The sequence below is a fragment of the Rhodococcus sp. S3 genome (assembly GCF_058211795.1).
In genome coordinates this window covers 3158010-3181561 of the sequence record NZ_CM177074.1, presented here as the reverse complement: position 1 = coordinate 3181561, position 23552 = coordinate 3158010, and the positions used below count along the sequence as shown (strand labels likewise).

Genomic DNA, 23552 nt, shown 5'->3' with positions numbered 1-23552 from the left:
CCGTCCTGCCGAGCAGTCTGCGGGGCGGCTTAGACTCGTCTCGTGGCCGGCCGTATTTCAGACAGAGACATCGCGGCCATTCGCGACCGCGTGCGCATCGAGGACATCGTCGGCGAGTACGTCGCACTCAAGCGCGGGGGCGCCGACTCGCTCAAGGGCCTGTGTCCCTTCCACGACGAGAAGTCCCCGTCCTTCCACGTGCGGCCCAATCACGGGCACTACCACTGCTTCGGCTGCGGTGAGGGCGGCGATGTCTACTCGTTCCTGCAGAAGATCGAACACGTCAGCTTCGTCGAAGCCGTCGAGCAGCTCGCCGAGCGTGTCGGCTACACGCTGAACTACGAGGGCGGCGGTCCGTCCGTCCAGCGCGACCGGGGCACCCGTGCCCGGCTGGTCGCGGCGAACGCGGCCGCCCAGCAGTTCTACGCCGAGCAGCTGCGCACGCCCGACGCCCAGGCCGCCCGCGACTACCTGACCGAACGCAACTTCGACCAGGCGGCCGCCGAGACGTTCGGTTGCGGCTACGCACCCGCCGGCTGGGACGCGCTCACCAAGCACCTCCTCGGCCGGGGATTCGACTTCTCCGAACTCGAGGCCGCCGGACTGTCCCGGCAGGGACGCCGCGGTCCGATCGACCGCTTCCACCGTCGGCTGCTGTGGCCCATCCGCAATCTAGCGGGCGACGTCATCGGCTTCGGTGCCCGCCGTCTGTACGACGACGACCAGATCACCGCCAAGTACATGAACACACCGGAAACGGTGCTGTACAAGAAGTCTCAGGTGTTGTTCGGTCTCGACCTCGCCAAGCGCGAGATCGCCCGGTCCCATCAGGCCGTGATCGTCGAGGGCTACACCGACGTCATGGCCATGCACCTGGCCGGTGTGAAGACCGCGGTCGCCGCGTGCGGCACCGCCTTCGGTGACGAGCATCTCGCACTACTGCGTCGTCTGCTCATGGACGACAGCTTCTTCCGCGGTGAGGTCATCTACACCTTCGACGGCGACGACGCCGGTCGCGCGGCGGCGATGAAGGCGTTCGAGGGAGATCAGAAGACCGCTGCGAAGACCTACGTCGCGATCGCACCCAAGGGCATGGACCCGTGCGAGTTGCGGCAACAGTCGGGCGACGGCGCGGTGCGCGACCTGGTGGCCCGCCGCACCCCGATGTTCGAGTTCGTCGTGAAATCGATTCTCGCCGAACACGATCTCGACACCGTCGAAGGTCGCGTCGAGGCCCTGCGCCGATGCGTCCCGGTGGTGGGACGGATCAAGGACCGCACGATCCGCGACAACTACGCGGTGCAACTCGCGCACTGGACGGGATGGGACGACATCCCCACCGTGCGCCGGCGCGTGCAGGAGGAAGCGCGACGGGGAGTCCGTGCACCGGAAGCGAAGACGCGGGCCGCAACGGCCACGGCAGAGCCTGCGTCGGCCCTGCGACGTCCCCGCCCCAACGATCCGACGTTGTGGCCGCAGCGCGACGCGCTCAAGGCCGCCCTGCAGTATCCCGGCATCGCCGGGACCGTCTTCGACTCCTTGCCGCCGGAGACCTTCACCGACCCCGCCTACGCGGCCGTGCGGCAGGCCGTCGCCGACGCCGGCGGAACCGCAGCGGGCCTCGGGGGAGCCGAATGGGTCGACGCCGTCGGAAGGGCCGCGACCGACCCCGTCGCGCATTCGCTCGTGATGGAACTCGCCGTCGAACCCGTCCCCACCGAAGAGGACCGGCTGCCGCGCTACATCGGCGGCGTACTCGCGCGGCTGCAGGAGGTCTGGGTCGGCGAGCAGGTGGCCGAACTGAAGTCCAAACTGCAGCGGATCTCCCCGGCCACCGAGTCCGAGGAGTTCCACGCCCTGCTCGGTGACCTCATGGCGCTCGAACAGTACCGGCGGAGCCTGCTCGACCAGGCCATCGGGGACGGCCTGGCCGGCTGACCGTCTACTTCTTCAACTGGTCCCGCGGGATCATGATCGTCGTCGTCTCGTCGATGGGCTTCATCGGCTCGAGCTTGGGCTGAGGGCTGAGCGAGTCGGCGAGCTTCTGCCGGCCCACCTCGATCGCCTTCTTCGTGACGGGGCTCGCGGCCACCGCCTTGGCCGTCTTGCTGATCTGTTCGTATCTCGCGCGACCCGCTCGGGTGCCGAGCACGTATCCCGCAGCGACCCCGACCAACAAACCCATCAATGTGTTGTCCTTCCACCCGTGACTGCGTCGTCCCCATCCTGCCCGATGACCCCGCAGCATGCCCACAAGCAGGCGATTTGGTGCTGCGGTGGGTAGGACGCTATGGTTTTTCACGCACCGGGGGAAACCGCGGAGCACCGCAGGACAATCCCCTGTAGCTCAATTGGCAGAGCATTCGACTGTTAATCGAACGGTTGCTGGTTCGAGTCCAGCCGGGGGAGCGCCCAAGAATCCTCCCACCCGCCACGGGTGGGAGGATTCTGTGTATCCGGGGTGGGCCGATGCGGCAGAGCATCCCCAATGTGATCTCTGTTACTTCGCGCCCGGCAGCGTGTTGCCCGCTGTGTCCGGGTAGCATTCGATCGCGCCGTGCGACGAGTGCGGCACTGTGCGACGCGTGTCGTCGCGACGGGGCGGTAGCTCAGTCGGTTAGAGCCGCGGACTCATAATCCGCTGGTCGCGGGTTCGAGCCCCGCCCGCCCCACATCCTCCGCTCGTGGCCGCGAGATGTTCCTGCTTCTCGGAACGGTAGCGTTCGACCCCATGAGCACCCTTCGAGAAGTCGGCGAACGCGAGGCGTGGCGTTGCTGGTTGTGCGACGAGCCCGTGGACCCCGACATGTCGGTCAACGACCCGCGCGGTCCCAGTATCGACAGCATCAACACCGCCAAGAAGGGTGGCAAGGGGAAGGGTGGAGTCGAGCGGCTCGCGCACCGCGCCTGCAACACCAAGAAGGGTGCCGTCAAACCCGTCGTGCTGTGGCCCGACCGGCTGTTCGTCGTCGACCCGGCGCCCATCATCGGCGTCGTCGAGCAGCTCACGCGCAAGGGCGGTCGCGTCGCCGTCGCTCGGTGTCCCGAGAAGTCGGACGCGGAGGAGGCCTCCGAGTGGCTCCTCGACCGCTTGTCGCGCCTCGAGCCGGGAGTGCGGTTCGACACCAGGATCGAGTCGGCCGGCGGCGGCTACCTCCTCGTGCTGACGGCCTAACCGGGAGCCAGCACCAGTCCGGAGTGATCCGGTGACTCGGCGGAGACCTCGACCTCGATGAGCACCGTTCCGTCGTCTCCCAACAGCGTGTAGCGACCCGGCATGAGACCGGTGAACAGGAACCAACCCTCGCTCGTCGTGACGATGCTGCGGTCGATGTACTGCTCGCACACGTCCCGGCCGATCAGTCGAATCGTGGTGGACGGATGGAAGACGCCTCCGATCCGTCCGTTCGCCACCGCTCCGATCGCAGCCGGTGGATCCGGGTGGTCGCCGAGCTCGTCCGGACGCCAGGCGGGCGCGCCGTCCGGCGGCGCGCACACCGGGACCGAGGAGTGCGACGACCGGGCATGCGCGACCGTCGGGTCGGTCCCGTCCACAGAGACGGGCTGATGTGTCGTCGCCGCGACGAGCACCCCTGCTCCCAGTGCGGTGATCAACATCCATCGGGTTCTTCGGATCGTTCCCCTGTGCAGCAACGGATCCACCTCCTCTCCGTAAGAGAACTTAGGAAAGTTGTTCTCGCCGAGGGTTATTCGGAACCGACGCTTCGGTGGATCGTGACGATACCCGGCGCGGACGCGCAGGGCTATCGTCCGTGGAAGTGACACGAAGCGGCGGAATGTAACGGTCGGGCTGTCGAACCGCCGAAAACGGTTGTTGGCACAACGATTCGGTCTAGTTTCGGACGAGGTCGGTAGTCGGAAGGGTGCATTCCGCCTCCTGGACGACCGATCCGGTTGCATTGTTGTGTTCGGACAATGCAGTTCCGAATGGTCGGTTCCGGAAATAATCGTCCCGGGGTCCGGCGTTGTGCGGTTTCGTCGGCGTACTCACCGGCACCGAGTTGCTCGAAGCGGACCGTGGAACGAGGGAGCACATGACGGTCGACGAGAAACCGACGACGCTCCGCCGGGCGTCCGATCTCCTGGCAGGGGTCCGCGACGGCACGGACGACGACACGCTCGCGGCAGGCGTCGTACTCGCGGCGACCCTGATCGCTCTGGTCTGGGCCAACCTGGGCGACTCGTACGAGGCGTTCTGGCACACGCCGCTCAGCATCAGCATCGGCGACTACGGCATCGACCTCGACCTCAAACACTGGGTCAACGACGCCGTCATGACGCTGTTCTTCTTCGTCGTCGGCCTCGAGGTCAAACGCGAGCTCACCATGGGAGAGCTCACCGACCGGACGCGCGCCGCGGTCCCGCTCGTGGCCGCGATCGCGGGTCTGGCGCTGCCCGCAGCGCTGTTCCTACTGCTCAATCCCAGCGGGGAGGCCGCAGGAGCGTGGGGTGTGGTCGTGTCCACCGACACCGCCTTCGTGCTCGGTGCGCTCGCGCTGGTCGGACCCCGCTGCCCGGCCCGCCTGCGCGTGTTCATCCTCACGCTGGCCGTGGCCGACGACATCGGCGCCCTCGCCATCATCGCCTTCGTCTACACCGACGATCTGCAGCCGGTCTACCTGATACCTGCCGCGATCGGACTGTTGCTGATCCTGCAGTTCCGCCGGCTCGAGGTGTGGCGGGGCGTCGTCTACTTCGTCGTCGCGGCGGGGACATGGGTGGCGTTCTACGAATCCGGTGTGCACCCGACCCTCGCCGGTGTGCTGATCGCGTTGATCCTTCCCGTCTATCCGCCGCGTCGCAGCGAAGTGGAGCGCGCCGGCGAACTCACGCGGGCGTTCCGTCAATCGCCCAACTCCGACTACGCGCGCGCCGCGCAACTCGGGGTGCTCCGCGCGGTGTCCGTCAACGAGCGGCTGTTACGGCTCTACCAGCCGTACACGGCGTTTCTCGTCGTGCCGATCTTCGCCCTCGCCAACGCGGGTGTGGTGATCTCCGCCGAGACCGTCGGCATTGCGATCCGGTCGCCGATCACGTGGGGCGTCGTCCTCGGTCTGGTCGTCGGCAAACTGGTGGGCATCACCGCGGCCACCGCCGTCTTCTCGAGTCTGCGGCCGGGCAGCCTGCCGCCGGGACTCACTCTCTCGCGCGTCAGCGGGGGTGCGGCGCTCGCCGGCATCGGGTTCACGATCTCCCTGTTCATCGTGGATCTGGCGATCGAATCTCCCGAAGCGGCCAACGACGCCCGGATCGGCGTACTCCTCGCGGCGGTTCTCGCCACCGCACTGGGCTGGGCGTTGTTCCGGCTGTCCGACCGCCTGCATCCGCCGCAAGGACCCGCTGGGCTCGTACTGCTGCGTCCGGTGGACCCGGACCGCGATCACGTGCGGGGACCGGTCGACGCTCCGCTCTCACTCGTCGAGTACGGAGACTTCGAGTGCCCGTTCTGCAGCAAGGCCACCGGCAGCATCCGCGACGTGCGCGAGCACTTCGGCGACGACCTGCGGTACGTCTTCCGGCACCTTCCCCTCGACGAACACCACCCGCACGCACGGTTCGCTGCCGAAGCGGCCGAGGCTGCCGCCGCGCAGGGTCGCTTCTGGGACATGCACGACCATCTGTTCGCCCACAGCGACGCTCTGTCCCGTGACGAGATCTACGAACACGCCCAGCAACTGGGGCTCGACATGGACCTGTTGGACGAGGACCTGCGCCTCGGGCGTCACCGGCACCGCGTCGAGGACGACGATCTCGACGCCGAGATCAGCGACGTCTTCGGAACACCGACTTTCTATCTCGGCGTTACCGGCTCGGACCTCACCCGGCACACCGGCCCGTTCGATGCGGCAACGCTGATCCGCAGGCTCGAAGAGGTGCGCGAGGGATGATCCGATTCGGGTGGATCCGACCCCGGAAAGCGGGGGCAGATCCACCCAAATCGTGACGGGCTGTCAGCGGAGGGTGGTTCCGGCCTGCGCGGATCCGGTCGGTAGCAAGCCCGCCAGGCTGGTAAACAGCGATTCCCAGCGGCACTCCGCGGAGATCGACGCGAAGCGGCACCCGGAGTAGTCCTCGGTGGGGAGGGTAGGGGTGTCTGCGTACGCAGTGGTCGGCGCGGCAAGGGCGATTGCGGCACAACCGAGCACGCCCGCGGCGAATCGCTTCATGAAACCTCGAATCTCTCGTACGAACCTTCGGGGAAATCATTCCCCGGTGGGCCGCACCCCGCCATTCGAGACGAGCGGTTCGAGCCCGTCGAGGACGCGCTGCAGCCCGAACTCCCATGCGTGGTGCGGGCTGTAGGCGGCGTTCATCTCTGCTCCGGCCGCCGCCCCCACCCGCTGCGCGAGGGGATGGTCGTCGCCGAGATAGTGCGCGAGTCGCTCGTTCCATCGCGACCAGGCCTCGCCCATGTCGGCGGCGTGCGGATCGGGGCGTCGGGCTCGGGCCGCACCCCGCACGAAGTTCGCGACGAACGTGAGCGCGGCGTCGCGATCGATGTCGCCGAGGGATGTTCCGTCGAAGGCGTGGAGTTCGTGGTCGTACTTCGCGATCGTGCCGGGGCCGAGGGCCGTGCGCTGATCGTCGACGTCGAGCAGCCACCAGCGCGCGGCGTAGTGCTCGAGTTCGGCTTCGGCGACCTGCCGTACCCGATCCCGCCACGACGGGGACTCGTAGGGCAGCCGGGATTGCCGGGCGTGGACCCGGTCGACCATGAGGACGAGCAGATCGTCACGCGACCCGACGTGGGTGTAGAGAGCCATGGCGGAGATACCCAGATCGGTCGCGAGGCGACGGATCGTCACCGCGTCGAGGCCCTCCGCGTCAGCGACGGTGACGGCCGCGTCCACCGCGGATGTGGTGGTGACCTTGGCTTTCGGCCCACGTGAACCGCCGGTCGGCGCATCGGGATGGTCGCGCCACAGCAGGTCGATCAGATCGCGCGCCATACATGCCTCCCGAAAACTCGCTTTCGAGAGTACTCTCTACGTCGTACAAGGTTTCTGTCCCGGGGGAGGTCCTATGAAAATCAATTCGACAGCGTTGTCGCTCAACGTCGCCGACACGGCCGCATCGGCCGATTTCGCGATCCGGCACTTCGGTTTCGCCGAGGAGATGTCCGCGGACGGATTCGTCTCGTTGACCCACCCGGACGCAGGCGTCAACATCGTGTTCCTGCGTACCGGGCTGTCGACCTTCAAGCCGGAATCCGTCGCCGGTCCGGCCGGGCAGGGCATGCTCATCGCCTTCGTCGTCGACGACGTCGACACCGAGTTCGCGCGCATCGCGGAATCCGGTGCGACGGTGGTGACCAAGCCGGAGACCGAGCCGTGGGGCGAGCGGTACTGCCAGTTCGCCGATCCCAACGGGATCATCTGGCAGCTCGTCCACTGGGTCTCGGAACCGGCCTGACCACGCGACGTTTCAGTCGAGACAGAATTCGTTGCCCTCGGGGTCGGCCATGACGATGTGGCCGGCCCCGAACGGCGGCGCGGGGTCGTGACGCTCGAGGCGCGTGGCCCCGCGCGTGACGAGCCGTTCGGCCTCGGCTTCCAGCGCGGCCATGCGCTCGTCGCCGTCGAGTCCGGGCGCCGCACGCACGTCGAGGTGCACCCGGTTCTTGGCCTGCTTGCCCTCGGGCACCTTCTGGAAGAACAGCCGGGGTCCTGTCTCGTCCGGGTCGACGACGGCCGAGGCGTCGTTGCGTCGTTCGGGCGGCACGCCCATCGCGTCGAGCGCGTCGTCCCACGACACGAAATTTCCGGGCGGCTTCTGGAGTTCGTAACCGAGGGCGTCCGCCCAGAAGTCCGCGAGGGCCGCGGGATCGGCGCAGTCGAACGTGATCTGGATGTCGCGTGCCATGTCAGCTCGCCTCCTGTCGGGCGCGGGTACGGGTGTGCAGGTAGAGGTCCCGCAGGAGGCTGACCTCGGACAGATGGTGGATGAGTTCGCGGTGGATGTGCAGGACCAGCGTGCCCATCGGGTACTCGGCGTACGGTCCTTCCGCTTCACCGCACGGCTGGGCGAGTCCGTCTTCCCCGAGGGACTCGACGCCTGCGATCCACGTGGCGAGTTCGGCATCGAGCTGGGCGAGGGCGTCGTCCGCGGTCGCTGCGTACTCGAACGACATGTAATCGGTTGGGGTGCGTCCGAAATGACTCGCGTTGCGCATCGCCAGTACACCGACGATCACATGACCGAGCCGCCACGCAATGGTCGTGAAGGGCGGCGGATCGGGTTCGGGGAACGCGAAATCGATCGTCATCGCACCGGCGCCTCCCTGCACGGGAGCGGTACCCGTCCCGCGCGGCCGCACGCTCCAGCAGTCGGGTGCGGGTTCGAAGAAGTATTCGTCGTCGGTGAGGCCGTCGAGGCGGCGGCGTACCGGATAGTCGAGTTGCTGTCGCAGTAGGTGGTTCCAGTCGAGTTCTGTCATGGCTCCAGGTTGACCCATATTCCGGACAGATTCGGTCCGTGATCCGTGCGACGATCGTCGTGTGACCGTCGAGTCGACCACCGAACGGGTCCTGAGGGTGCTTGCGCTGTTGCAGAGTCGCCCCTCGTGGACCGCTGATGAACTGGCTGCGGAACTCGGCGTGACCGATCGCTCGGTGCGCCGCGACGTCGATCGGCTGCGCGCCCTCGGTTATCCCGTCCGCGCGACCCCCGGTGTCGGCGGTGGTTATCAACTCGGTGCCGGCACGAGACTGCCGCCGCTGCTCCTGCACGACGACGAAGCGATCGCGACGGCGGTGTCGCTGCGACTGGCGTCGGGCAGCACCATCGCCGGTGCCGCTGAGGCGGCCCTGCGCGCACTGGCCAAGCTCGACCAGGTGATGCCGCCGCGCCTGCGCGCGGAGGTGCGGGCGATCTACGGCGCCACCGAAACCGTTGTCGGCACGAGCACCGAGATCGATGCCGACACGCTGCTGGGCTTGGCCCGCGCATGCCGCGACGCGATCCGCGTGCGGTTCCGGTACACCACCCGGCAGGAGGTGGACGACGAGCGCACCGTGGAACCGGTGCGGATGGTCGCTGCAGGGCAGCGCTGGTACCTCATGGCATGGGACGTCGATCGCGACGACTGGCGCACCTTCCGGCTCGACCGGATGCGCGACGTGACGCCCACGACGTGGCGGTTCCGGCCGCGGCAGCACCCCGATCCGGTGGCCTACGTCCAGCGTTCGGTGAGCGAGTCGCCCTACCGGTACATCGCGCGGATCAGTCTGCGGGCGGATGCCGACCAGGTGCGCGACATGGTGCCGCCGCAGGTGGGGCGGGTGGAGGACGACGAGAACGGGTGGTGCGTACTCGTCGTCGGCGCGGACGACCCGGACTGGGTCGTGATGCACGTCGCGCGGATGGGTTTCGAGGCGGTCGTCCTCGATCCGCCGGAACTTCGGGTCGCCGCGGACCGGCTCGCGACGCGCCTCGCCGCGATCGCCTCCCGCTCCGATCGGTGACCGGTCCTCGCGCACGGACCCGCGGCATGGTTGTCTGGCGAAGGTGACGACGAAGTGGCTCCGGCTCGGAGCAGATGTTCTCGGGTGGGCAGCGACCGCGACAGGTGCGGTCGGCCTCGCACTCTATTTCAGTACGTCGTCGGCACGACCGCTCGTGCTCACAGCGTCCGGCGCCCCGTATCTGATGGTCGGAGCACTGGTCGGGCCGGTGGTGTTGGCGGCTCGTCGTCGCTGGGTCGCTGTCCTCGTGTCGGTCGCGGTGGCCGTGGCAGCGATCTGGACGCAGGCGCCCCTCCACATCGCAACGGCCGTGCCCAGGGACGGGCCGGAAGTCACGGTGATGCAGGCGAACATCCTGTTCCAGGGAGGTGCCGATCCCGACGTCCTCGTCGCACGAGTGCGGGAGCGGGACGTCGACGTGCTCACGGTCGACGAACTCACGTCCGCTGCGGCCGGTGCCCTGACCCGCGCCGGTCTCGACGGTCTGTTGCCTTATCGGTATCTCGTTCCCGGACGGCTGGCGTCGGGAACGGGAATCTGGAGCCGCTTCCCGCTTTCGGACACGGTCGAGCACGACGGGTTCGTGTTCCACCAGATTTCTGTGATCGCGGACGTCCCGGGCGCAGGGCCGCTCGCGATTCACGCCTTCCACCCCGTGCCGCCCGTGCTCGGTACCCATATCTGGGCTGCCGAACTGTCACAGTTGCGAGAGATCCTCGAGCGGTTCCGCGCGGACATCCCGGGGGTCGCCGGCGGCGATTTCAACGCGACCTACGGTCACTCGCAATTCCGCGCTCTGCTGTCGGGGCGGTTCGCCGATGCTGCCGAGCAGGCGGGGGCCGGTGCGGTGCGTACCTACCCCGCGGACCGGCGGCGCACACCGCTCGTCGCGATCGACCACATCCTCGTCGCGGACGGGACGGCAATCACATTCGAGCCCGTCGAGCTGCCCGGGGCAGACCACCGCGCGGTGGTCGCCCGGATCCGGCTGAATCCCGGTGCGTGACGTCGGGGATCAGGCCTCGGCGCCCATCGATTCGGCGAGGATCGGCCATGCCTTGCGCAGGTCGTCCTCCCAGTAACCCCACGAATGCGTGCCGTCGGCATCGAGTTCGGCCGTGACCGGGATGTCGAGCGCTTCGAGCCGGTCCACCAGCTGACGCGTGCAGGCGTTCGTGGCGGCCTCGATCGCTCCGCCGGCGACGATCTGCGTCGCGAACGACTCACCGGCCGCTCGTTCCTGGCCGGGGATGTCGTACGGGCCGGGCAGACCGTTGCGGCTCGACAGGTACAAGGCCTTGCCGCGCAGGCCTTCCGCGTTGAGGTAGACGTCGTGCTCGGCCCAGCGCGGACCGTCGGCCGGACCCCACATGTTCTCGACGTTGCCCTTGCCGCGACGCTCGACGACGAGCCTCACGTACAGCTGACCGACCGGATCGCTCGTGCGGACGCATCCGCTGAGGGACGCGACGCCGGAGTACAGGTCGCCGCTCTGGATCGCGAGGTCCAGCGCGGAGCCGGCGCTCATGGACATCCCGATGATCGACTGCTTGCCGTCGGTGTCGAGCAGTTCGTCGACGACGGGCGGCAGTTCTTCGATGAGGAAGGTCTGCCACTGGTTGCGACCGAGGACCGGATCGTCGAGATCCCAGTCGGTGAAGTAGCTGAAGTTGCCGGTGGCGGGGATGACGACGTTGACGTTCTTGTCCGAGAAGAACTCGGCGATGTCGCTGCTCTCCATCCATCCGGTGCCGTCGATCACGCCGACGCCCGCGCCGCCGAGGGCGTAGACGACCGGCCGGGGCTCGCTCGGATCGGCCGGTCGCAGGACGTCGAGCGGGACGATGGTGTCCATGGCGGGGGAGTAGACGCGGACCGTCCAGTGCTGGTCGGTCACCTCGTCGACGCCGTCGACATAGGCGGTGGTGGGTTCGGCGTCGGGCTGCTCGGGATCGGCGTGCGCGGTGGCGGTGCCGAACACGAGTGCCGACAGGCCTGCGAGACCGATCGCAAGGCTGCGGAAGCCACGACGGGACGCGACGGATCGGCGCACGGATGAACTCCTCGACTCGAATTGATGCTGATGAGTCGTTCCCCCACGCTCGACCCGCTGAGCTGGACAGTACCTTCCTCCGGTTGCGAAAAGCGCCCCGGGGTGCTGTGATTCCGGACTCGCGGTGGCCGCGGGACGAGTTCGGACACCGCGCTCGGGATCTCGTGCGGTGGCCGAACTTTCGAACAATCACGTGGTACTCAGAGTGACAGGATCGACGCGGCGGCGGTGCCGGGTGCACCGTAGACCTGGGCGAGGCCCACCTTCGGTTCGCCCGGAACCTGCCGCTCGCCGGCCTGGCCGCGCAACTGCAGCACCAGTTCGTGGACCTGTCGGTGGCGCCCTCGGCGATCAGCTTCTCCTGGTCGCCGTCGGCGCACAGGCCGGTCTCGGCCATGTGGATCACTTCCGCGCCGGCGTCGGTGTCCTGGAGTTGGGCGACGTCGACGTCCTCGGGGCCGATCCCGGCGGCTTCGTAGGCGGCCTTGGCGGCGTAGACGGTGGGGGAGACGTCCTCCTCGACCGACGCCCACGTCGCGTGGACCTCGTACGCGCCGTAGGTGCGCGTGCGAATCGCGGTGGAGCGCAGATGGACCGGCTTGTTGGCGGTGTACTTCGACACCAGGTCGCCGCGGCACATGATCACCGCTGCGGCGCCCTCGTCCGGCGCGCAGAACATCTTCGCGGTGAGCGGGTAGTTGAGCATCGGGGACGACAGGATCTCCTCGATGCCGAACTCCGTGCGGCGGAAGGCCTTCGGGTTGAGGCTGCCGTTGCGGTAGTTCTTCGCGGCGACCCGCGCGAGCGTCTCGTGCGAGATGTTATGGTTCGATGGCGTAGCGGTTCGCCTTCATGCCGAAGAACTTGGTGGTGACGAACTGTCCGTTCTCGGCGTACCAGGCGGGCAGGCCGAGCATGGCGGGATCGGCGGTGAAGGCGCCGCGGGGATGCTTGTCGGTGCCGACCGCGATGCCGATGTCGTACTTGCCGGAACGGATCCCGTCGGCGGTCTGCTCGATCGCGCTGGCGGACGTCGCGCACGCGTTGAACACGTTGGTGAAGGGGATGCCGGTCAGGCCGACGAGGCGGGTGACGGCGTCGGTGTTGTCGACCTCGTAGCTGCCGCCGATGCCGAACTGGATGTCCTTCCAGGCGACACCCGAGTCCTCGAGCGCGAGCTGGATTGCGTCTGCGGCCATTTCGATGGCCGACTTGGCGCCGAATCTACCGAACGGGTGAAGGCCCACCCCGATGATGGCAACGTCGTTCATGATGTCGGGAACTCCTCGATGGGATGTGTGCGGATCAGATCGGCGCGAAGGCCCACGTGACGATGTCGGTGCCCTCTTCGTCGGTGTAGAAGGGGACGAAGGTGAGCTCGAGCTCCATACCCGGGCGCAGTTTCTCGGGGTCGGTCTCCGTGAGGCGGGCCTCGACGCGGACCACGTCGTCGAGCTGGACGAGGCCGAACGCGAAGGGCGTGAAGGTCGCCGCCGTCTCGTTGCCCGCGTAGGGCTGCTTCGGCACGAAGCCCTGCGTGGTCCATGCCACGAGCGTGCCGCGACGCGGCAGCAGCAGTTCCGAGATGTTCGCCCCGCTGCACCGGGGGCAGCGCGGCTGGGTGGGCCACGTGGTCGCGGAGCAGTCGTCGCAGCGGCTGCCGATGAGCTGCGGGTTCTCTGCCGGCCACGTGGATACGTCGGGCGCGAGCGCCTTCGTCGTCATGGTTCGTCCTCCGTTGTCCGATGCCGATGCGGCGGCCCTCGCCGCGGTCGAACATGAGGATCACGTTAGACGGAAATGCCATTCTCTACAATGAGAGGATGCATATCGCGCGAGACGATTCTCGCGGAAGGTGGAGGGATCGGCTCAGAAACGGCGCCTCCGACGAGGTGGTGGCTTGCGTCGGCCCGGCCTCGAGTGGCGTCGGTGCTCCTCCGGGGGCGGGGCACCCGTGCGGTATTCGTCGAGCACCTTCCGCATCGCGGCGATCGCGCGCTCCCGGGTTCGCGGGTCGTCGATCTCGAGCAGCTGGTCGCGCAGACCGGTGGCGAACTCGGCGTACTCGTTCTGCCAGTCGCGGCCGACGTGCACCGGCGCCGGCGGTGCGACGGTCGCGACGTACTCGGCCGGGCCACCTGCCACGAGCTTGTATCGCGCACCGATCTCCGGAACGACCACGTTCAGGTCCGCATCGAGTCCGTGCAGCGACGCCGTGAAGGCGGCGAGCGCATCGGGCTCGCCGTGGTCGAGGAAGGCCGTGCCGGAGATCGGCGCGCGGTGCCCGACCCAGCGCACCAGCTCACCGCGGTCGGCGTGCGCGGAGTAGCTGTCGATCCACCGGATCTGCGCCCGGACGTCGATGTCCTCACCCGAGATCCGGACCTTCGAGGCACCCTCGAGAATCACCCTGCCGAGCGTGCCCTGCGCCTGGTAGCCGACGAAGAGCACCGTCGAGTCGGAGCGGGCGAGGTTGTTCCGCAGGTGGTGCCGAACCCGTCCCGCCTCACACATCCCGGAGGCCGCGATGATGATCGCGCGTCGGTAGGTGTCGATCCGCATCGACTCCTCGGCCTCGGCGGTGTACCGGATGCCGGGATGGCGGAAGACGTTCCGGCCGTCGAGGTCCTCGAGCTCTTCGGCATGCGCGGCGAAGACATCGGTGGCGCGGATCGCGAGCGGGGAGTCGACGAAGACCGGCACCCCCGGAATCCGCTCGTCGTCGAGCAGGTATCCGATGTCGAGCAACAACTCCTGGGTGCGTTCGAGGGCGAACGAGGGCACGATCAGATTTCCGCCCCGCTCGAGTGCCTCGTTCACCTCCCGGGCAAGGAGGTCGCGGCGCTCGGCGATCGTGAGCCGAGGGCGCGAGCGGTCCCCGTAGGTGGATTCGCAGACGACGTGGTCGAGTCCGGTCGGGCCTTCCGGATCGGCGTGGAAGGCCTTCTGTTCCGGGCCGAGATCGCCCGAGAACAACATGCGCACACCACCGGCCTCGATCTCCGCCGACGCCGATCCCAGGATGTGTCCGGCATTCCACAGGCGGACCCGGAAACCGGGTGCCGGCTCGAACCACTCCTCGAGTGGGACCGGGCGGGCGCGTGAGGCGGCGAGTCGGGCGTCCTCCTCGGTGTAGATCGGGTGGAACTTCGGCCGGTGCGCGCGGTCGCGGCGCCGATTGCGGCGCTGGGCCTCGAACTCCTGGATCCGCGCCGAGTCGGCGAGCATGAACGAGAGCAGCTCGGCCGTCGGTGCGGTGCAGAAGATGCGGCCCCCGAATCCGCGCGCGACGAGCTTGGGAAGCAGCCCGCAGTGGTCGATGTGCGCGTGGGTGAGGATCACCGCGTCGATCGACTCCGGAGCGAACGCGAACTCTGCGACGTTGAGTTTCTCGAGGCTGCGCGAACCCTGGAACATCCCGCAGTCGACCAGGATGCGGGCGTCGCCGAGTTCGATCATCGCGCACGAGCCGGTGACGGTTCTCGCCGCGCCGTGGAAGGTGAGTTCCGGATTGTCGGGCACGGCATCTCCTCGGACGGTCGGGCGGTGGGGACCCGCGGTGCTCGGGTCCCACGGTATCCGCGGTCGCATGTCGACCGGACCGGGACGAGGGCTAGAACCTGTTCCAATTCTGTGCGATTGTGTCTATCGTCACGTGCACAACCGGCAATGCGATGGAGGGCGAGCCAGATGAAGACCAAGGGTGCAGTGCTGTGGGGCATCGACGAACCGTGGTCGGTCGAGGAGATCGAACTCGGCGATCCCGTCGCGGGCGAAGTGCAGATCCGCATGGAAGCCGCCGGCATGTGCCATTCCGACCACCACATCGTCACGGGCGCAACCCCGATGCCGTCGTTCCCCGCCATGGGCGGTCACGAAGGTTCGGGCGTGATCACCAAGGTCGGTGAGGGAGTGGTGGGCCTCGAGGTGGGCGACCACGTCGTGCTGTCCTTCATCCCCGCGTGCGGGCGGTGTCCGTCCTGTGCCTCGGGGCATTCGAACCTGTGCGATCTCGGCGCCGGACTGCTCAGCGGCCAGGCGATCTCCGACGGCACCTACCGCATCCAGGCGCGCGGCCAGAACGTGATCGCGATGTGCCTGCTCGGTACCTTCTCGCCGTACATGACAGTCAACCAGAGCCAGGTCGTCAAGATCGACAAGGACGTGCCGTTCGAGCTCGCCGCGCTCGTCGGCTGCGGCGTGCCCACCGGTTGGGGTTCGGCGACGAACATCGCCGAGGTCAAGGCCGGCGACTCGGTTGCCATCATCGGCGTCGGCGGCGTCGGCATGAGCGCCCTGCAGGGCGCCGTGGCCTCCGGTGCGCGTCACGTCTTCGCGATCGACCCGGAACCGTTCAAGCGCGAGCAGGCGCTGAAGTTCGGTGCCACGCACACCTACGCCTCCATCGAGGAGGCCATCGTGCCGATCATGGAGATCACGTGGGGCCGCATGTGCCACTCGACGATCATCACGGTGGGCGAGATGAAGGGTGAACTGGTCGATCCCGCGTTGACCCTCACGGCCAAGGGCGGCCGGTGCGTCGTCACGGCGATGGGCTACATGTCCGACATGGACGTCAAGCTGAACTCGTTCCTGTTCTCGATGCTGCAGAAGGACCTCAAGGGCAACATCTTCGGTGGGTGCAACGCCCGCGTCGACATCCCGAACCTGCTCGACCTGTACAAGTCCGGTCAGCTGAACCTGGCCGACATGGTCACGCGCACCTACACCCTCGAGCAGATCAACGACGGATACCGGGACATGCTCGAGGGCAGGAACATCCGCGGCGTCATCCGCTACACCGAAGCCGACTGGTGACCGGTTCCGACCGGTGACCTCGCCCCGCCGGGCCGTCTCGTAGGCTGATCGCGTGCACAGCCTCGATCTGCTCAGCGACTGGCCTGTCGACCGTTCCGCCGCCGCGGTGGTGACCCGCGACGGCGGAACGGTCGCGTCCAGGGGAGACCTCGACGAGGTCTTCCCCCTCGCATCGGTGACGAAGCCGCTCGTGGCGTACGCCGCGCTGGTGGCCGTCGAGGAGGGCGCGATCGAGCTCGATCAGCCCGCGGGCCCCGAGGGGTCGACGGTGCGCCATCTGCTCGCCCACGCCTCGGGTCTGGCGTTCGGTGAGCGCACCGTGCAGACCGAACCCGAACGCAAGCGGATCTACTCGAGTGCGGGCTTCGAGGTGCTCGCCGAACTCGTCGAGACGGAAACCGGTATCGAGTTCCCGGAATACCTCCGGCAGGCGGTCTTCGAGCCGCTCGGCATGCCGTCCTCGTCCCTGCCGGGGCCGGCCGGTCACGGGGCGCAGTCCTCGGTCGCCGATCTCGCGTTGTTCGCGCGCGAGCTGCTCGACCCCGTGCTGGTCTCGCGCGAAACCCTCGCCGAGGCGACCAGCGTGCAGTTCCCGGGTCTGAACGGACTCGTGCCCGGCTACGGGATGTTCAAGCCCAACGACTGGGGCCTCGGATTCGAGATCCGCGGTGAGAAGAATCCGCATTGGACCGCCATCGGTAATTCACCGCGCACTTTCGGTCATTTCGGTCAGTCGGGCACCTTCATTTGGGTAGATCCCGAAATTTCCGTCGCCGCTGTGGTACTTACTGATCGTGCGTTCGGAGACTGGGCGAAACCGCTCTGGCCTGCCCTCGGAGACGCGATCATCACCGAATTCACATAAACCTCTCTGGTTCGCTGGCGAAACACACGCCACACGGGCACACTTGTACGCAGCCTGCATGGAGAAGCCTTGATCGACGAAGGTCGTTGGGGAAGACGTCCTGGTCGAATCGGAGGTGAATGTATGCGCGCATCCAACCAATTCGCGGATGCCACGGCGGGGGTGATCTATGTCCATTCCTCACCGGCGGCCGTGTGCCCGCACATCGAGTGGGCACTGGCCGACATCCTCGACTGCCGGCCCGATCTCTCGTGGACGGGCCAGCCCGCCGCACCGGGGCTGCTGCGCACCTGCGTCGACTGGGTCGGGCCCGTGGGCACGGCCGCGCGACTCGCGGACGTGCTGCGGTCGTGGCCGATGCTCCGCTTCGAGATCACCGAGAACCCCAGCGAGGGCGTCGACGGCGAACGCTTCAGCTACGTCCCCCGACTGGGTCTGTGGCGCGGGTGCACCAGCGCCAACGGCGACATCGTCGTCGGAGAGATGCGTCTACGCGCCATGCTGTCCTCCGCCGATGTCACGAGCGAACTGCACCGCGCCCTCGGAACGGCATGGGACGAAGAGCTCGAGCCGTACCGCAGCGGCGACGAAGGCGCGCAGGTGACATGGCTCCGCCGGGACGTCGGCTGACCGCGGTCCGCCGCCCCGGTGACGCGACCGGAACGCACCCCACATCTTCCTGATACGAGAACACCGGCACCGCTCCGAGGAGCGATGCCGGTGTTCTCGTGCTGTGTCCGGATCAGAGCGGAATGTTCTTGTGCCCACCGCGAACCGCGGGTGCGGCAGCGAGCGCGGCGGCCAGCGTGCTGCGCGTGGTGGCGGGATCGATCATCTCGTCGACCACACCGATCGCCATCGCGCGCCCGACGCCACCGGCGATCGCCTCGTGTTCGGCGGCGAGACGGTCGTGCAGCGCCTCACGCTCCTCCTCGGGAGCCGCAGCGAGGGCCTTCTTGTGGAGGATGCCCACAGCGGCCTTCGCGCCCATCACGGCCACCTCGGACTCCGGCCACGCGTAGACGGCGGTGGCCCCGAGCGCCCGGGAGTTCATCGCGATGTACGCGCCGCCGTAGATCTTGCGCGTCACCAGCGTGACGCGGGGAACCTTCGCCTCGGCGAACGCGTGGAGCAACTTGGCGCCGCGTCGCACGACACCCTCCCACTCCTGGCTCACACCGGGAAGGTAACCGGGGACGTCGACGATGACGACGAGCGGAACACCGAAGGCATTGCACATCCGCACGAAACGCGCTGCCTTCTCGGCGCTCTCGGAATTGAGGCAGCCGCCGAGGCGGAGCGGGTTGTTGGCGATGACACCGACGGTGCGGCCGCCGAGACGGCCGAAGCCGGTGACGATGCTGCGGGCCCAGCCGGCCTGCAGTTCTTCGAAGGCGGATTCGCCGTCGACGTTGTCGAGCAGCTGGTGGACGATCGGCCGGACGTCGTATGCGCGTCGCGGCGAGGCGGGCATCAGCGCCCGCAGGTCGGTGTCGCCGAGCGCCGCTGCGGCGACGTCGAATTCGCCCTGCTCGGCCAGCATCGACACCAGGCGGCGCGCCCGGTGCAGAGCGTCGGCCTCGTCGTGCGCGGCGATGTGGGCGACACCGGACTTCTTGGTGTGCGTCTCGGGGCCGCCGAGCGACTCCATGTCGACCTGCTCACCGGTGACGCTGCGGACCACGTCCGGTCCGGTGACGAAGACGCGGCCCTCGGGAGCCATGATGACGATGTCGGTCAGGGCCGGGCCGTAGGCGGCACCACCGGCCGCGAAGCCGAGAACGACGGAGATCTGGGGGATCAGACCGGACGCGCGGACCATGGCCTCGAAGACCAGGCCGACGGCGTGGAGGGCCTCGACGCCCTCGGCCAGACGCGCACCACCGGAGTGGAAGATGCCGACCACGGGGATCTCGTGGTCGATGGCGTGGTCGATGGCGGAGACGATGTGCTTGCATCCCTCGACGCCCATGGCTCCGCCCATGACGGTGGCGTCGGAGCAGTATGCGACGGTGCGGATGCCGTCGACGTCGCCGACGGCGGCGAGGACGCCCGACTTGTCGCGGGTGTGCAGCAGTTCCAGGCTGCCCGGGTCGAACAGTTTCTCGAGACGGGCCAACGGATCTCTCGGGTCCACCGTCGTCTCACGCGGGGTGGCTGGATCCAGGATGGTCATCGGGTACTCCTCGGGCAGACGCGGTGGTGGTGGGCTGCGGTGGAGGCTCCGGGCGGAGCCTCCACCGCATGGGGCGGACTGGCGTCGACGGTCAGGCGCGACCGAATGCGAGCGCCACGTTGTGCCCACCGAAACCGAACGAGTTGTTCAGCGCGAAATCGATCCGGCCGGAACGCGGTTCGCCCTTGACCACGTCGAGATCGATCTCTGGATCCTGATTCTCGAGATTCAGCGTGGGCGGGATGACCCCGTCACGCAGAGACAGGACCGTGAGTACTGCTTCGAGTGCACCCACCGCACCGATCGAATGACCGAGCGCGGACTTGGGGGCGTAGATCGCGGCGTGGTTGCCCACGGCCGCGTTGATGGCCTTGGCTTCGGCCACGTCGCCGATCGGGGTGGCCGTCGCGTGCGCGTTGACGTGCCCGATGTCGGCCTTGGTGAGCCCGGCGGTCTCGATCGCCCGCCGCATGGCCCGTGCCGCTCCCGTACCTTCCGGATCGGGGGCGACGATGTGGTAACCGTCGGAGGTGATACCGGCGCCGAGGATGCGACCGTGGATGGTCGCTCCGCGTGCCTTGGCATGCTCCTCGCTCTCGAGGACCATCAGTGCGCCGGCCTCGCCGAAGACGAAACCGTCGCGGTCCTTGTCGAACGGACGTGAGGCGCCCTTCGGGTCGTCGTTGCGGGTGCTCAGCGCCCGCATCATCGCGAAGCCCGCGGTGGCGACCGCGTCCAGCTGACCCTCGACACCACCGGTGACGACGATGTCGGCGTCGCCGAAGGCGATCATCCGGTACGCGTTGGCGATCGCCTCGGATCCGGACGAGCACGCCGAGACCGGGGTGATGACCCCGGCGCGGGCACCGAGTTCGAGTCCGACGGTGGCCGACGGTCCGTTCGGCATGATCATCTGCACCGCGAACGGCGAGACCTTGCGGTAGCCGCCGTCACGGAGCTTGTCGACGGCGTCGATGAGCGATTCGCCGCCACCGAGGCCCGTACCGATGACCACACCGAGACGGTCCTGGTCGACCTCGGGGCTGCCGGCGTTCTGCCAGACGGTGCGTCCGAGGGTGAGCGCGAGGCGCTCGACGAAGCTCATGCGACGGAGTTCCACGCGGGACAGTCCCTCGTCGGGGCTGACCTTCAGGGTTCCGCCGATGCGCACCGGGAGGTCGAACTCGTCGACGAATCCGCCGTCGATGGTGCCGATCCCGCTCTCACCGGCCAGCAGTGCTTTCCAGGTGGCGTCCACGTCGCCGGCGATCGACGTCGTAGCCGCGAGGCTGGTGACGACGACGTTGCGGAGCGCCCGAGGAGAAGGGGAGGTCACAGCAGAACTCATTCGTTGTCGTTCGTGGCCTGAACGCCTGCGGCCTCGAGCTTCTGGATGTAGTTCACGGCGTCACCGACGGTGCGCAGGCCGGCGAGATCCTCGTCGGGGATCTTCACGCCGTACTTGTCCTCGGTCTGGACGGCGATCTCGACCATGGACAGCGAGTCGATGTCGAGGTCGTCGACGAAGGACTTCTCGACGGTCACCTCGGAGGGCTCGATGCCGGTGACCTCTTCGATGATCTCCGCGAGACCGGCGATGATTTCTTCCTGGGTGGCGGCCACGATGTGGCTCCCTTCTCGATCTGTCGACTATGTCGTTCGAAACCGGCCGGATGTTTCCGGTCGGGGGTCCGGGGAGGTCCCGGTGAGGTGCCCGTGCTGTGCGACGGCGCGCGCAGCAACCTAACCGAGTTGAAGACTTTCGGCCAGAGCGGAGATCTCCGCGGGGGTCTTGAGGGCGACGGTGGGCGTGCCGCGCATCTCGCGCTTGGCGATGCCCACCAGCGTGCCGGCGGGGGGAAGCTCGACGATCCGGCTCACCTGCGCTTCACGCAGGGAGGCGGTGCACAGGTCCCACCGGACGGGCCGGGTGACCTGGGCTGCGAGACGTTCGAGGGCGTCGGCTCCGGAGGTGACGGGCTTGCCGTCGTAGTTCGACAGCAACGTGTGCGTCGGATCCGAAGGTGTGATCTTCGCCGCGGCGGCAGCCACGGCGTCCTGGGCGGGTGCCATGAATCGGGTGTGGAAGGCACCGGCGACCGGCAGAGCGCGGACGCGGGCCTTCTCGGGCGGGTTCGCAGCGAGCTCCTCGAGCGCGCTCAGGCGCCCGGCTGCGACGATCTGACCGGCCGCGTTCATGTTCGCGGGGGTCAGATCCAACTCGGCGAGGCGCGCAAGCACCTCGTCCTCGGCACCGCCGAGCACGGCGGACATTCCGGTGGGTTCGAGCGCGCAGGCGCGGGCCATCTCGGCTCCGCGGATGGCGGCGAGGGCGACGGCATCGTCGGCGCTGATGACACCCGCGATGGCGGCCGCGGCGAGTTCACCGACGGAGTGGCCGGCCACGATCGTGTCGGCGGGCACGAGGCCGCGACGGTCGAGATCCTCGAAGGCGAGCAGGGCGGAGGCCACCACGAGCGGCTGGGTCACCGCGGTGTCGGTGATCTCCTCGGCGGTGGCAGTGGTGCCCAGACGCGCGAGATCGAGTCCCGCCGTCTGCGACCACTGGTCGATGCGGTCGCGCGCTCCGGACTGCTCGAGCCACGGGGCGAGCATTCCGGGTGTTTGAGACCCCTGACCGGGGGCAAGCAGCGAAATCACGATCACCAGGGAACACCGCGAGCGGGTGCCTGCGAGATGTCGGTAGCGATGAAAGGTTGCCCCTCGATTTGTAGGGTTCCCACAAATCTGCACGTCGATGCTCGCTATCGGACGAAAGGTCGGAGACGTTACGTGTCCGATTCGCGAATTGTGAATCGAGTGGCAGGTGGTGCAGGCGATCTCAATTCGTTATGGCTTCGTGCCAGGCGACCTACCGTGGCAGCGATTCGGAGCACGTACGCATCGCGGGGATTTGTGGGATCCCGACCCGTTATTTCTGTGATCCGCTTCAATCGATACCGCACGGTATTTGGATGAACAAACAGCTTTCGGGCGCAAGTCTCGACAGCGCCCCCACTGTCGAGGTATGCGTCGAGCGTGTCCGCGAGGGACGGCCCGGCAGCCGCCAGCGGACCGACGACGAAGTCCTCGAGCGCGGCGATCGCGCCGGGATCACCGAGCAACGCACGCTCGGGCAGCAGCTCCGCGGCGTGCACCGGCCTGGGAGCTCCCGGCCATCCGACGACCGCCTCCATGCCGGCGAGCGCTTCGACCGCGGAGACGTGTGCGGTCGCCAGCGTCGGTGTCGTCGGACCGATCACGACGGGATCGTCGGAGAACGCGCGCATCAACTCGGTGCGGAAGTTCGCTGCGTCGACCGTCCCGTGCAGTTCCCCGCTGACCACCATCACCAGGCGTTCGCCCTGCACCACCGCGAGGGCGGCGCGACCGTGCTCCTGGGCGACGGTGTGCACGGTGGTGATCACCGAGACGCCCTGGTCGGGTGGGGGAGTGCCGACGATCACCGTCGCCGGGGCGGTCGCGTCCCAGTTGAGGGTCGCGGCCCGCGACTGCATGTCGGGCCCGGTGTCCCCGCGTACCACGGCGTCGACGACGAGGGCTTCGAGGCGCGTGTCCCATGCGCCCCGCGACTCGGCCGCCCCCGCGTACACCGCCGCGGCGGCGAACCCGAGCTCGCGCCCGTACCGCAGGATCGCCTCGGTGAGTGCCACGAGTTGTTCCTCGTTGCGGGCGAGGGCCGGCAGCCACTGCTCGAAGAACTCCATCGCCGCGCGGACCATGTCCACCGTCTGACGCAGTGTCAGGCGCCGGGCGAGATCCTGCGGGATCATCTGGAAGGCGTCGAGGCTGAACCGCAGGTCGCTGTCGGGACTGTCGGGATTGCGCACCCACTCGAGGAAGTCGACCACCGACGTCTGGATGACCAGCTGCACGGTCGACCGTTGCGATGCGTCGAGATCGGCGAAGAAGGGCAACTGCTCCTGCATGACGTGCACTGCTTCGGTGGACAGTCGCCCCGAGAACTGTTTGACCCGACGGAGCAGCGCGTCGGGCAGCGGTGCCCGCTGAGGACGGGACGGCGGTACCGGGCGTTCCCTGTGAACGCCCGGTACCTGCCCGGTCCGGCGGGGCTGCGGCTCGTCGACCATGGGACGAAAGTACCCGGCGGCCGCGAGCCGGCCGGTCACGCCA

Annotated in this window: 22 protein-coding genes, 2 tRNA genes and 1 pseudogene; 11 read left to right on the top strand and 14 right to left on the bottom strand. The window is 68.0% G+C overall.

The annotated features are described in order from the left end of the window. Nucleotides 1-42 precede the first annotated feature (42 nt). Nucleotides 43-1938, top strand: a complete 1896-nt coding sequence (dnaG, locus tag AC0LPE_RS14875) for a DNA primase (RefSeq protein WP_490604753.1) — start codon at nucleotides 43-45, stop codon at nucleotides 1936-1938. Between the two features lie 4 nt (nucleotides 1939-1942). Here the strand turns inward: dnaG and AC0LPE_RS14870 are convergent, their stop codons facing one another. Continuing rightward, nucleotides 1943-2188 carry a hypothetical protein gene (locus AC0LPE_RS14870; RefSeq protein ID WP_024101344.1) on the bottom strand — a complete coding sequence of 82 codons (246 nt, stop codon included), beginning with the start codon at nucleotides 2186-2188 and terminating at the stop codon, nucleotides 1943-1945. A gap of 148 nt (nucleotides 2189-2336) precedes the next feature. On the opposite strand from AC0LPE_RS14870, the gene AC0LPE_RS14865 reads away from it, so the two are divergent. The 3 genes from AC0LPE_RS14865 (at nucleotide 2337) to AC0LPE_RS14855 (ending at nucleotide 3175) form a co-directional block, all read left to right on the top strand. Next, nucleotides 2337-2409 (top strand) — tRNA-Asn (locus AC0LPE_RS14865). Nucleotides 2410-2598: 189 nt separating this feature from the next. Further along, nucleotides 2599-2672 (top strand) — tRNA-Ile (locus AC0LPE_RS14860). A 59-nt stretch (nucleotides 2673-2731) separates the two neighbouring features. Next, nucleotides 2732-3175 carry a hypothetical protein gene (locus tag AC0LPE_RS14855; protein WP_490604752.1) on the top strand — a complete coding sequence of 148 codons (444 nt, stop codon included), beginning with the start codon at nucleotides 2732-2734 and terminating at the stop codon, nucleotides 3173-3175. Here AC0LPE_RS14855 and AC0LPE_RS14850 read toward each other — a convergent pair. After that, complete coding sequence (locus AC0LPE_RS14850) at nucleotides 3172-3618, bottom strand: hypothetical protein (protein ID WP_490604751.1); 447 nt, start codon at nucleotides 3616-3618, stop codon at nucleotides 3172-3174. The genes AC0LPE_RS14855 and AC0LPE_RS14850 overlap by 4 nt on opposite strands. 437 nt (nucleotides 3619-4055) lie before the next feature. Between AC0LPE_RS14850 and nhaA the strand changes: the two genes are divergently transcribed. Beyond that, entirely contained in the window at nucleotides 4056-5909 is a 1854-nt protein-coding gene (nhaA, locus tag AC0LPE_RS14845) for a Na+/H+ antiporter NhaA (protein WP_490604750.1), read from the top strand. Nucleotides 5910-6224: 315 nt separating this feature from the next. Here the strand turns inward: nhaA and AC0LPE_RS14840 are convergent, their stop codons facing one another. Further along, complete coding sequence (locus AC0LPE_RS14840; protein ID WP_490604749.1) at nucleotides 6225-6971, bottom strand: TetR/AcrR family transcriptional regulator; 747 nt, start codon at nucleotides 6969-6971, stop codon at nucleotides 6225-6227. Nucleotides 6972-7044: 73 nt separating this feature from the next. On the opposite strand from AC0LPE_RS14840, the gene AC0LPE_RS14835 reads away from it, so the two are divergent. Beyond that, nucleotides 7045-7434, top strand: coding sequence for a VOC family protein (locus AC0LPE_RS14835; protein ID WP_490604748.1), 390 nt, complete (start codon nucleotides 7045-7047; stop codon nucleotides 7432-7434). 12 nt (nucleotides 7435-7446) lie between these two features. Here the strand turns inward: AC0LPE_RS14835 and AC0LPE_RS14830 are convergent, their stop codons facing one another. Further along, nucleotides 7447-7884, bottom strand: coding sequence for a VOC family protein (locus tag AC0LPE_RS14830; RefSeq protein WP_490604747.1), 438 nt, complete (start codon nucleotides 7882-7884; stop codon nucleotides 7447-7449). Between the two features lies 1 nt (nucleotide 7885). After that, nucleotides 7886-8458: a DinB family protein gene (locus tag AC0LPE_RS14825; RefSeq protein WP_490604746.1), complete on the bottom strand. Its 573-nt coding sequence runs from the start codon at nucleotides 8456-8458 to the stop codon at nucleotides 7886-7888. A 61-nt stretch (nucleotides 8459-8519) separates the two neighbouring features. Here AC0LPE_RS14825 and AC0LPE_RS14820 point away from each other — a divergent pair, with 61 nt between their 5' ends. Then, nucleotides 8520-9485 (top strand): helix-turn-helix transcriptional regulator, encoded by a 966-nt coding sequence (locus tag AC0LPE_RS14820; RefSeq protein WP_490604745.1) that lies wholly within the window; start codon nucleotides 8520-8522, stop codon nucleotides 9483-9485. Between the two features lie 154 nt (nucleotides 9486-9639). Next, nucleotides 9640-10491: an endonuclease/exonuclease/phosphatase family protein gene (locus AC0LPE_RS14815; protein ID WP_490604744.1), complete on the top strand. Its 852-nt coding sequence runs from the start codon at nucleotides 9640-9642 to the stop codon at nucleotides 10489-10491. Nucleotides 10492-10500: 9 nt separating this feature from the next. Here the strand turns inward: AC0LPE_RS14815 and AC0LPE_RS14810 are convergent, their stop codons facing one another. From AC0LPE_RS14810 to AC0LPE_RS14795, 4 genes and pseudogenes are all read right to left on the bottom strand, one after another. Beyond that, nucleotides 10501-11538, bottom strand: a complete 1038-nt coding sequence (locus AC0LPE_RS14810) for an alpha/beta hydrolase (protein ID WP_490604743.1) — start codon at nucleotides 11536-11538, stop codon at nucleotides 10501-10503. Nucleotides 11539-11738: 200 nt separating this feature from the next. Beyond that, nucleotides 11739-12809 (bottom strand): annotated as a pseudogene (locus tag AC0LPE_RS14805) (thiolase family protein). Nucleotides 12810-12843: 34 nt separating this feature from the next. Continuing rightward, nucleotides 12844-13263, bottom strand: coding sequence for a Zn-ribbon domain-containing OB-fold protein (locus AC0LPE_RS14800; RefSeq protein ID WP_016691366.1), 420 nt, complete (start codon nucleotides 13261-13263; stop codon nucleotides 12844-12846). A gap of 144 nt (nucleotides 13264-13407) precedes the next feature. Further along, a complete protein-coding gene (locus AC0LPE_RS14795; protein ID WP_490604742.1) occupies nucleotides 13408-15060 on the bottom strand; it encodes an MBL fold metallo-hydrolase in 1653 nt (550 codons plus the stop codon). A 168-nt stretch (nucleotides 15061-15228) separates the two neighbouring features. Here AC0LPE_RS14795 and AC0LPE_RS14790 point away from each other — a divergent pair, with 168 nt between their 5' ends. The 3 genes from AC0LPE_RS14790 (at nucleotide 15229) to AC0LPE_RS14780 (ending at nucleotide 17851) form a co-directional block, all read left to right on the top strand. Then, on the top strand, nucleotides 15229-16356 hold the full coding sequence (locus tag AC0LPE_RS14790) for an NDMA-dependent alcohol dehydrogenase (protein ID WP_016691368.1): 1128 nt from the start codon (nucleotides 15229-15231) through the stop codon (nucleotides 16354-16356). 52 nt (nucleotides 16357-16408) lie between these two features. After that, entirely contained in the window at nucleotides 16409-17221 is an 813-nt protein-coding gene (locus AC0LPE_RS14785; RefSeq protein WP_088897241.1) for a serine hydrolase domain-containing protein, read from the top strand. A gap of 123 nt (nucleotides 17222-17344) precedes the next feature. Next, entirely contained in the window at nucleotides 17345-17851 is a 507-nt protein-coding gene (locus AC0LPE_RS14780) for a DUF3145 domain-containing protein (protein WP_088897242.1), read from the top strand. Between the two features lie 112 nt (nucleotides 17852-17963). On the opposite strand, the gene AC0LPE_RS14775 is transcribed toward AC0LPE_RS14780, so the two are convergent. The 5 genes from AC0LPE_RS14775 to AC0LPE_RS14755 form a co-directional block, all read right to left on the bottom strand. Then, complete coding sequence (locus AC0LPE_RS14775) at nucleotides 17964-19397, bottom strand: acyl-CoA carboxylase subunit beta (RefSeq protein ID WP_016691371.1); 1434 nt, start codon at nucleotides 19395-19397, stop codon at nucleotides 17964-17966. Between the two features lie 91 nt (nucleotides 19398-19488). Beyond that, on the bottom strand, nucleotides 19489-20745 hold the full coding sequence (locus AC0LPE_RS14770; protein WP_186455110.1) for a KasA/KasB family beta-ketoacyl-ACP synthase: 1257 nt from the start codon (nucleotides 20743-20745) through the stop codon (nucleotides 19489-19491). After that, the gene (acpM, locus tag AC0LPE_RS14765; RefSeq protein ID WP_016691373.1) at nucleotides 20742-21020 is read right to left on the bottom strand and encodes a meromycolate extension acyl carrier protein AcpM; all 279 of its coding nucleotides are present in this window, start codon (nucleotides 21018-21020) and stop codon (nucleotides 20742-20744) included. The genes AC0LPE_RS14770 and acpM overlap by 4 nt, the downstream gene beginning before the upstream one ends. A 120-nt stretch (nucleotides 21021-21140) precedes the next feature. Beyond that, nucleotides 21141-22058 (bottom strand): ACP S-malonyltransferase, encoded by a 918-nt coding sequence (locus AC0LPE_RS14760; protein ID WP_088897295.1) that lies wholly within the window; start codon nucleotides 22056-22058, stop codon nucleotides 21141-21143. 128 nt (nucleotides 22059-22186) lie between these two features. Then, on the bottom strand, nucleotides 22187-23509 hold the full coding sequence (locus tag AC0LPE_RS14755) for a PucR family transcriptional regulator (RefSeq protein ID WP_490604741.1): 1323 nt from the start codon (nucleotides 23507-23509) through the stop codon (nucleotides 22187-22189). Nucleotides 23510-23552 lie beyond the last annotated feature (43 nt).

Excerpts from the sequence above, each read along its gene's own strand:
- AC0LPE_RS14755 (WP_490604741.1), bottom strand. The coding sequence starts at position 23,509 with ATGGTCGACGAGCCGCAGCCCCGCCGGACCGGGCAGGTACCGGGCGTT.
- AC0LPE_RS14830 (WP_490604747.1), bottom strand. The coding sequence starts at position 7,884 with ATGGCACGCGACATCCAGATCACGTTCGACTGCGCCGATCCCGCGGCC.
- AC0LPE_RS14840 (WP_490604749.1), bottom strand. The coding sequence starts at position 6,971 with ATGGCGCGCGATCTGATCGACCTGCTGTGGCGCGACCATCCCGATGCG.
- AC0LPE_RS14780 (WP_088897242.1), top strand. The coding sequence starts at position 17,345 with ATGCGCGCATCCAACCAATTCGCGGATGCCACGGCGGGGGTGATCTAT.
- AC0LPE_RS14775 (WP_016691371.1), bottom strand. The coding sequence starts at position 19,397 with ATGACCATCCTGGATCCAGCCACCCCGCGTGAGACGACGGTGGACCCG.
- AC0LPE_RS14770 (WP_186455110.1), bottom strand. The coding sequence starts at position 20,745 with ATGAGTTCTGCTGTGACCTCCCCTTCTCCTCGGGCGCTCCGCAACGTC.
- AC0LPE_RS14855 (WP_490604752.1), top strand. The coding sequence starts at position 2,732 with ATGAGCACCCTTCGAGAAGTCGGCGAACGCGAGGCGTGGCGTTGCTGG.
- AC0LPE_RS14825 (WP_490604746.1), bottom strand. The coding sequence starts at position 8,458 with ATGACAGAACTCGACTGGAACCACCTACTGCGACAGCAACTCGACTAT.
- AC0LPE_RS14835 (WP_490604748.1), top strand. The coding sequence starts at position 7,045 with ATGAAAATCAATTCGACAGCGTTGTCGCTCAACGTCGCCGACACGGCC.
- AC0LPE_RS14800 (WP_016691366.1), bottom strand. The coding sequence starts at position 13,263 with ATGACGACGAAGGCGCTCGCGCCCGACGTATCCACGTGGCCGGCAGAG.
- nhaA (WP_490604750.1), top strand. The coding sequence starts at position 4,056 with ATGACGGTCGACGAGAAACCGACGACGCTCCGCCGGGCGTCCGATCTC.
- AC0LPE_RS14850 (WP_490604751.1), bottom strand. The coding sequence starts at position 3,618 with ATGTTGATCACCGCACTGGGAGCAGGGGTGCTCGTCGCGGCGACGACA.
- AC0LPE_RS14790 (WP_016691368.1), top strand. The coding sequence starts at position 15,229 with ATGAAGACCAAGGGTGCAGTGCTGTGGGGCATCGACGAACCGTGGTCG.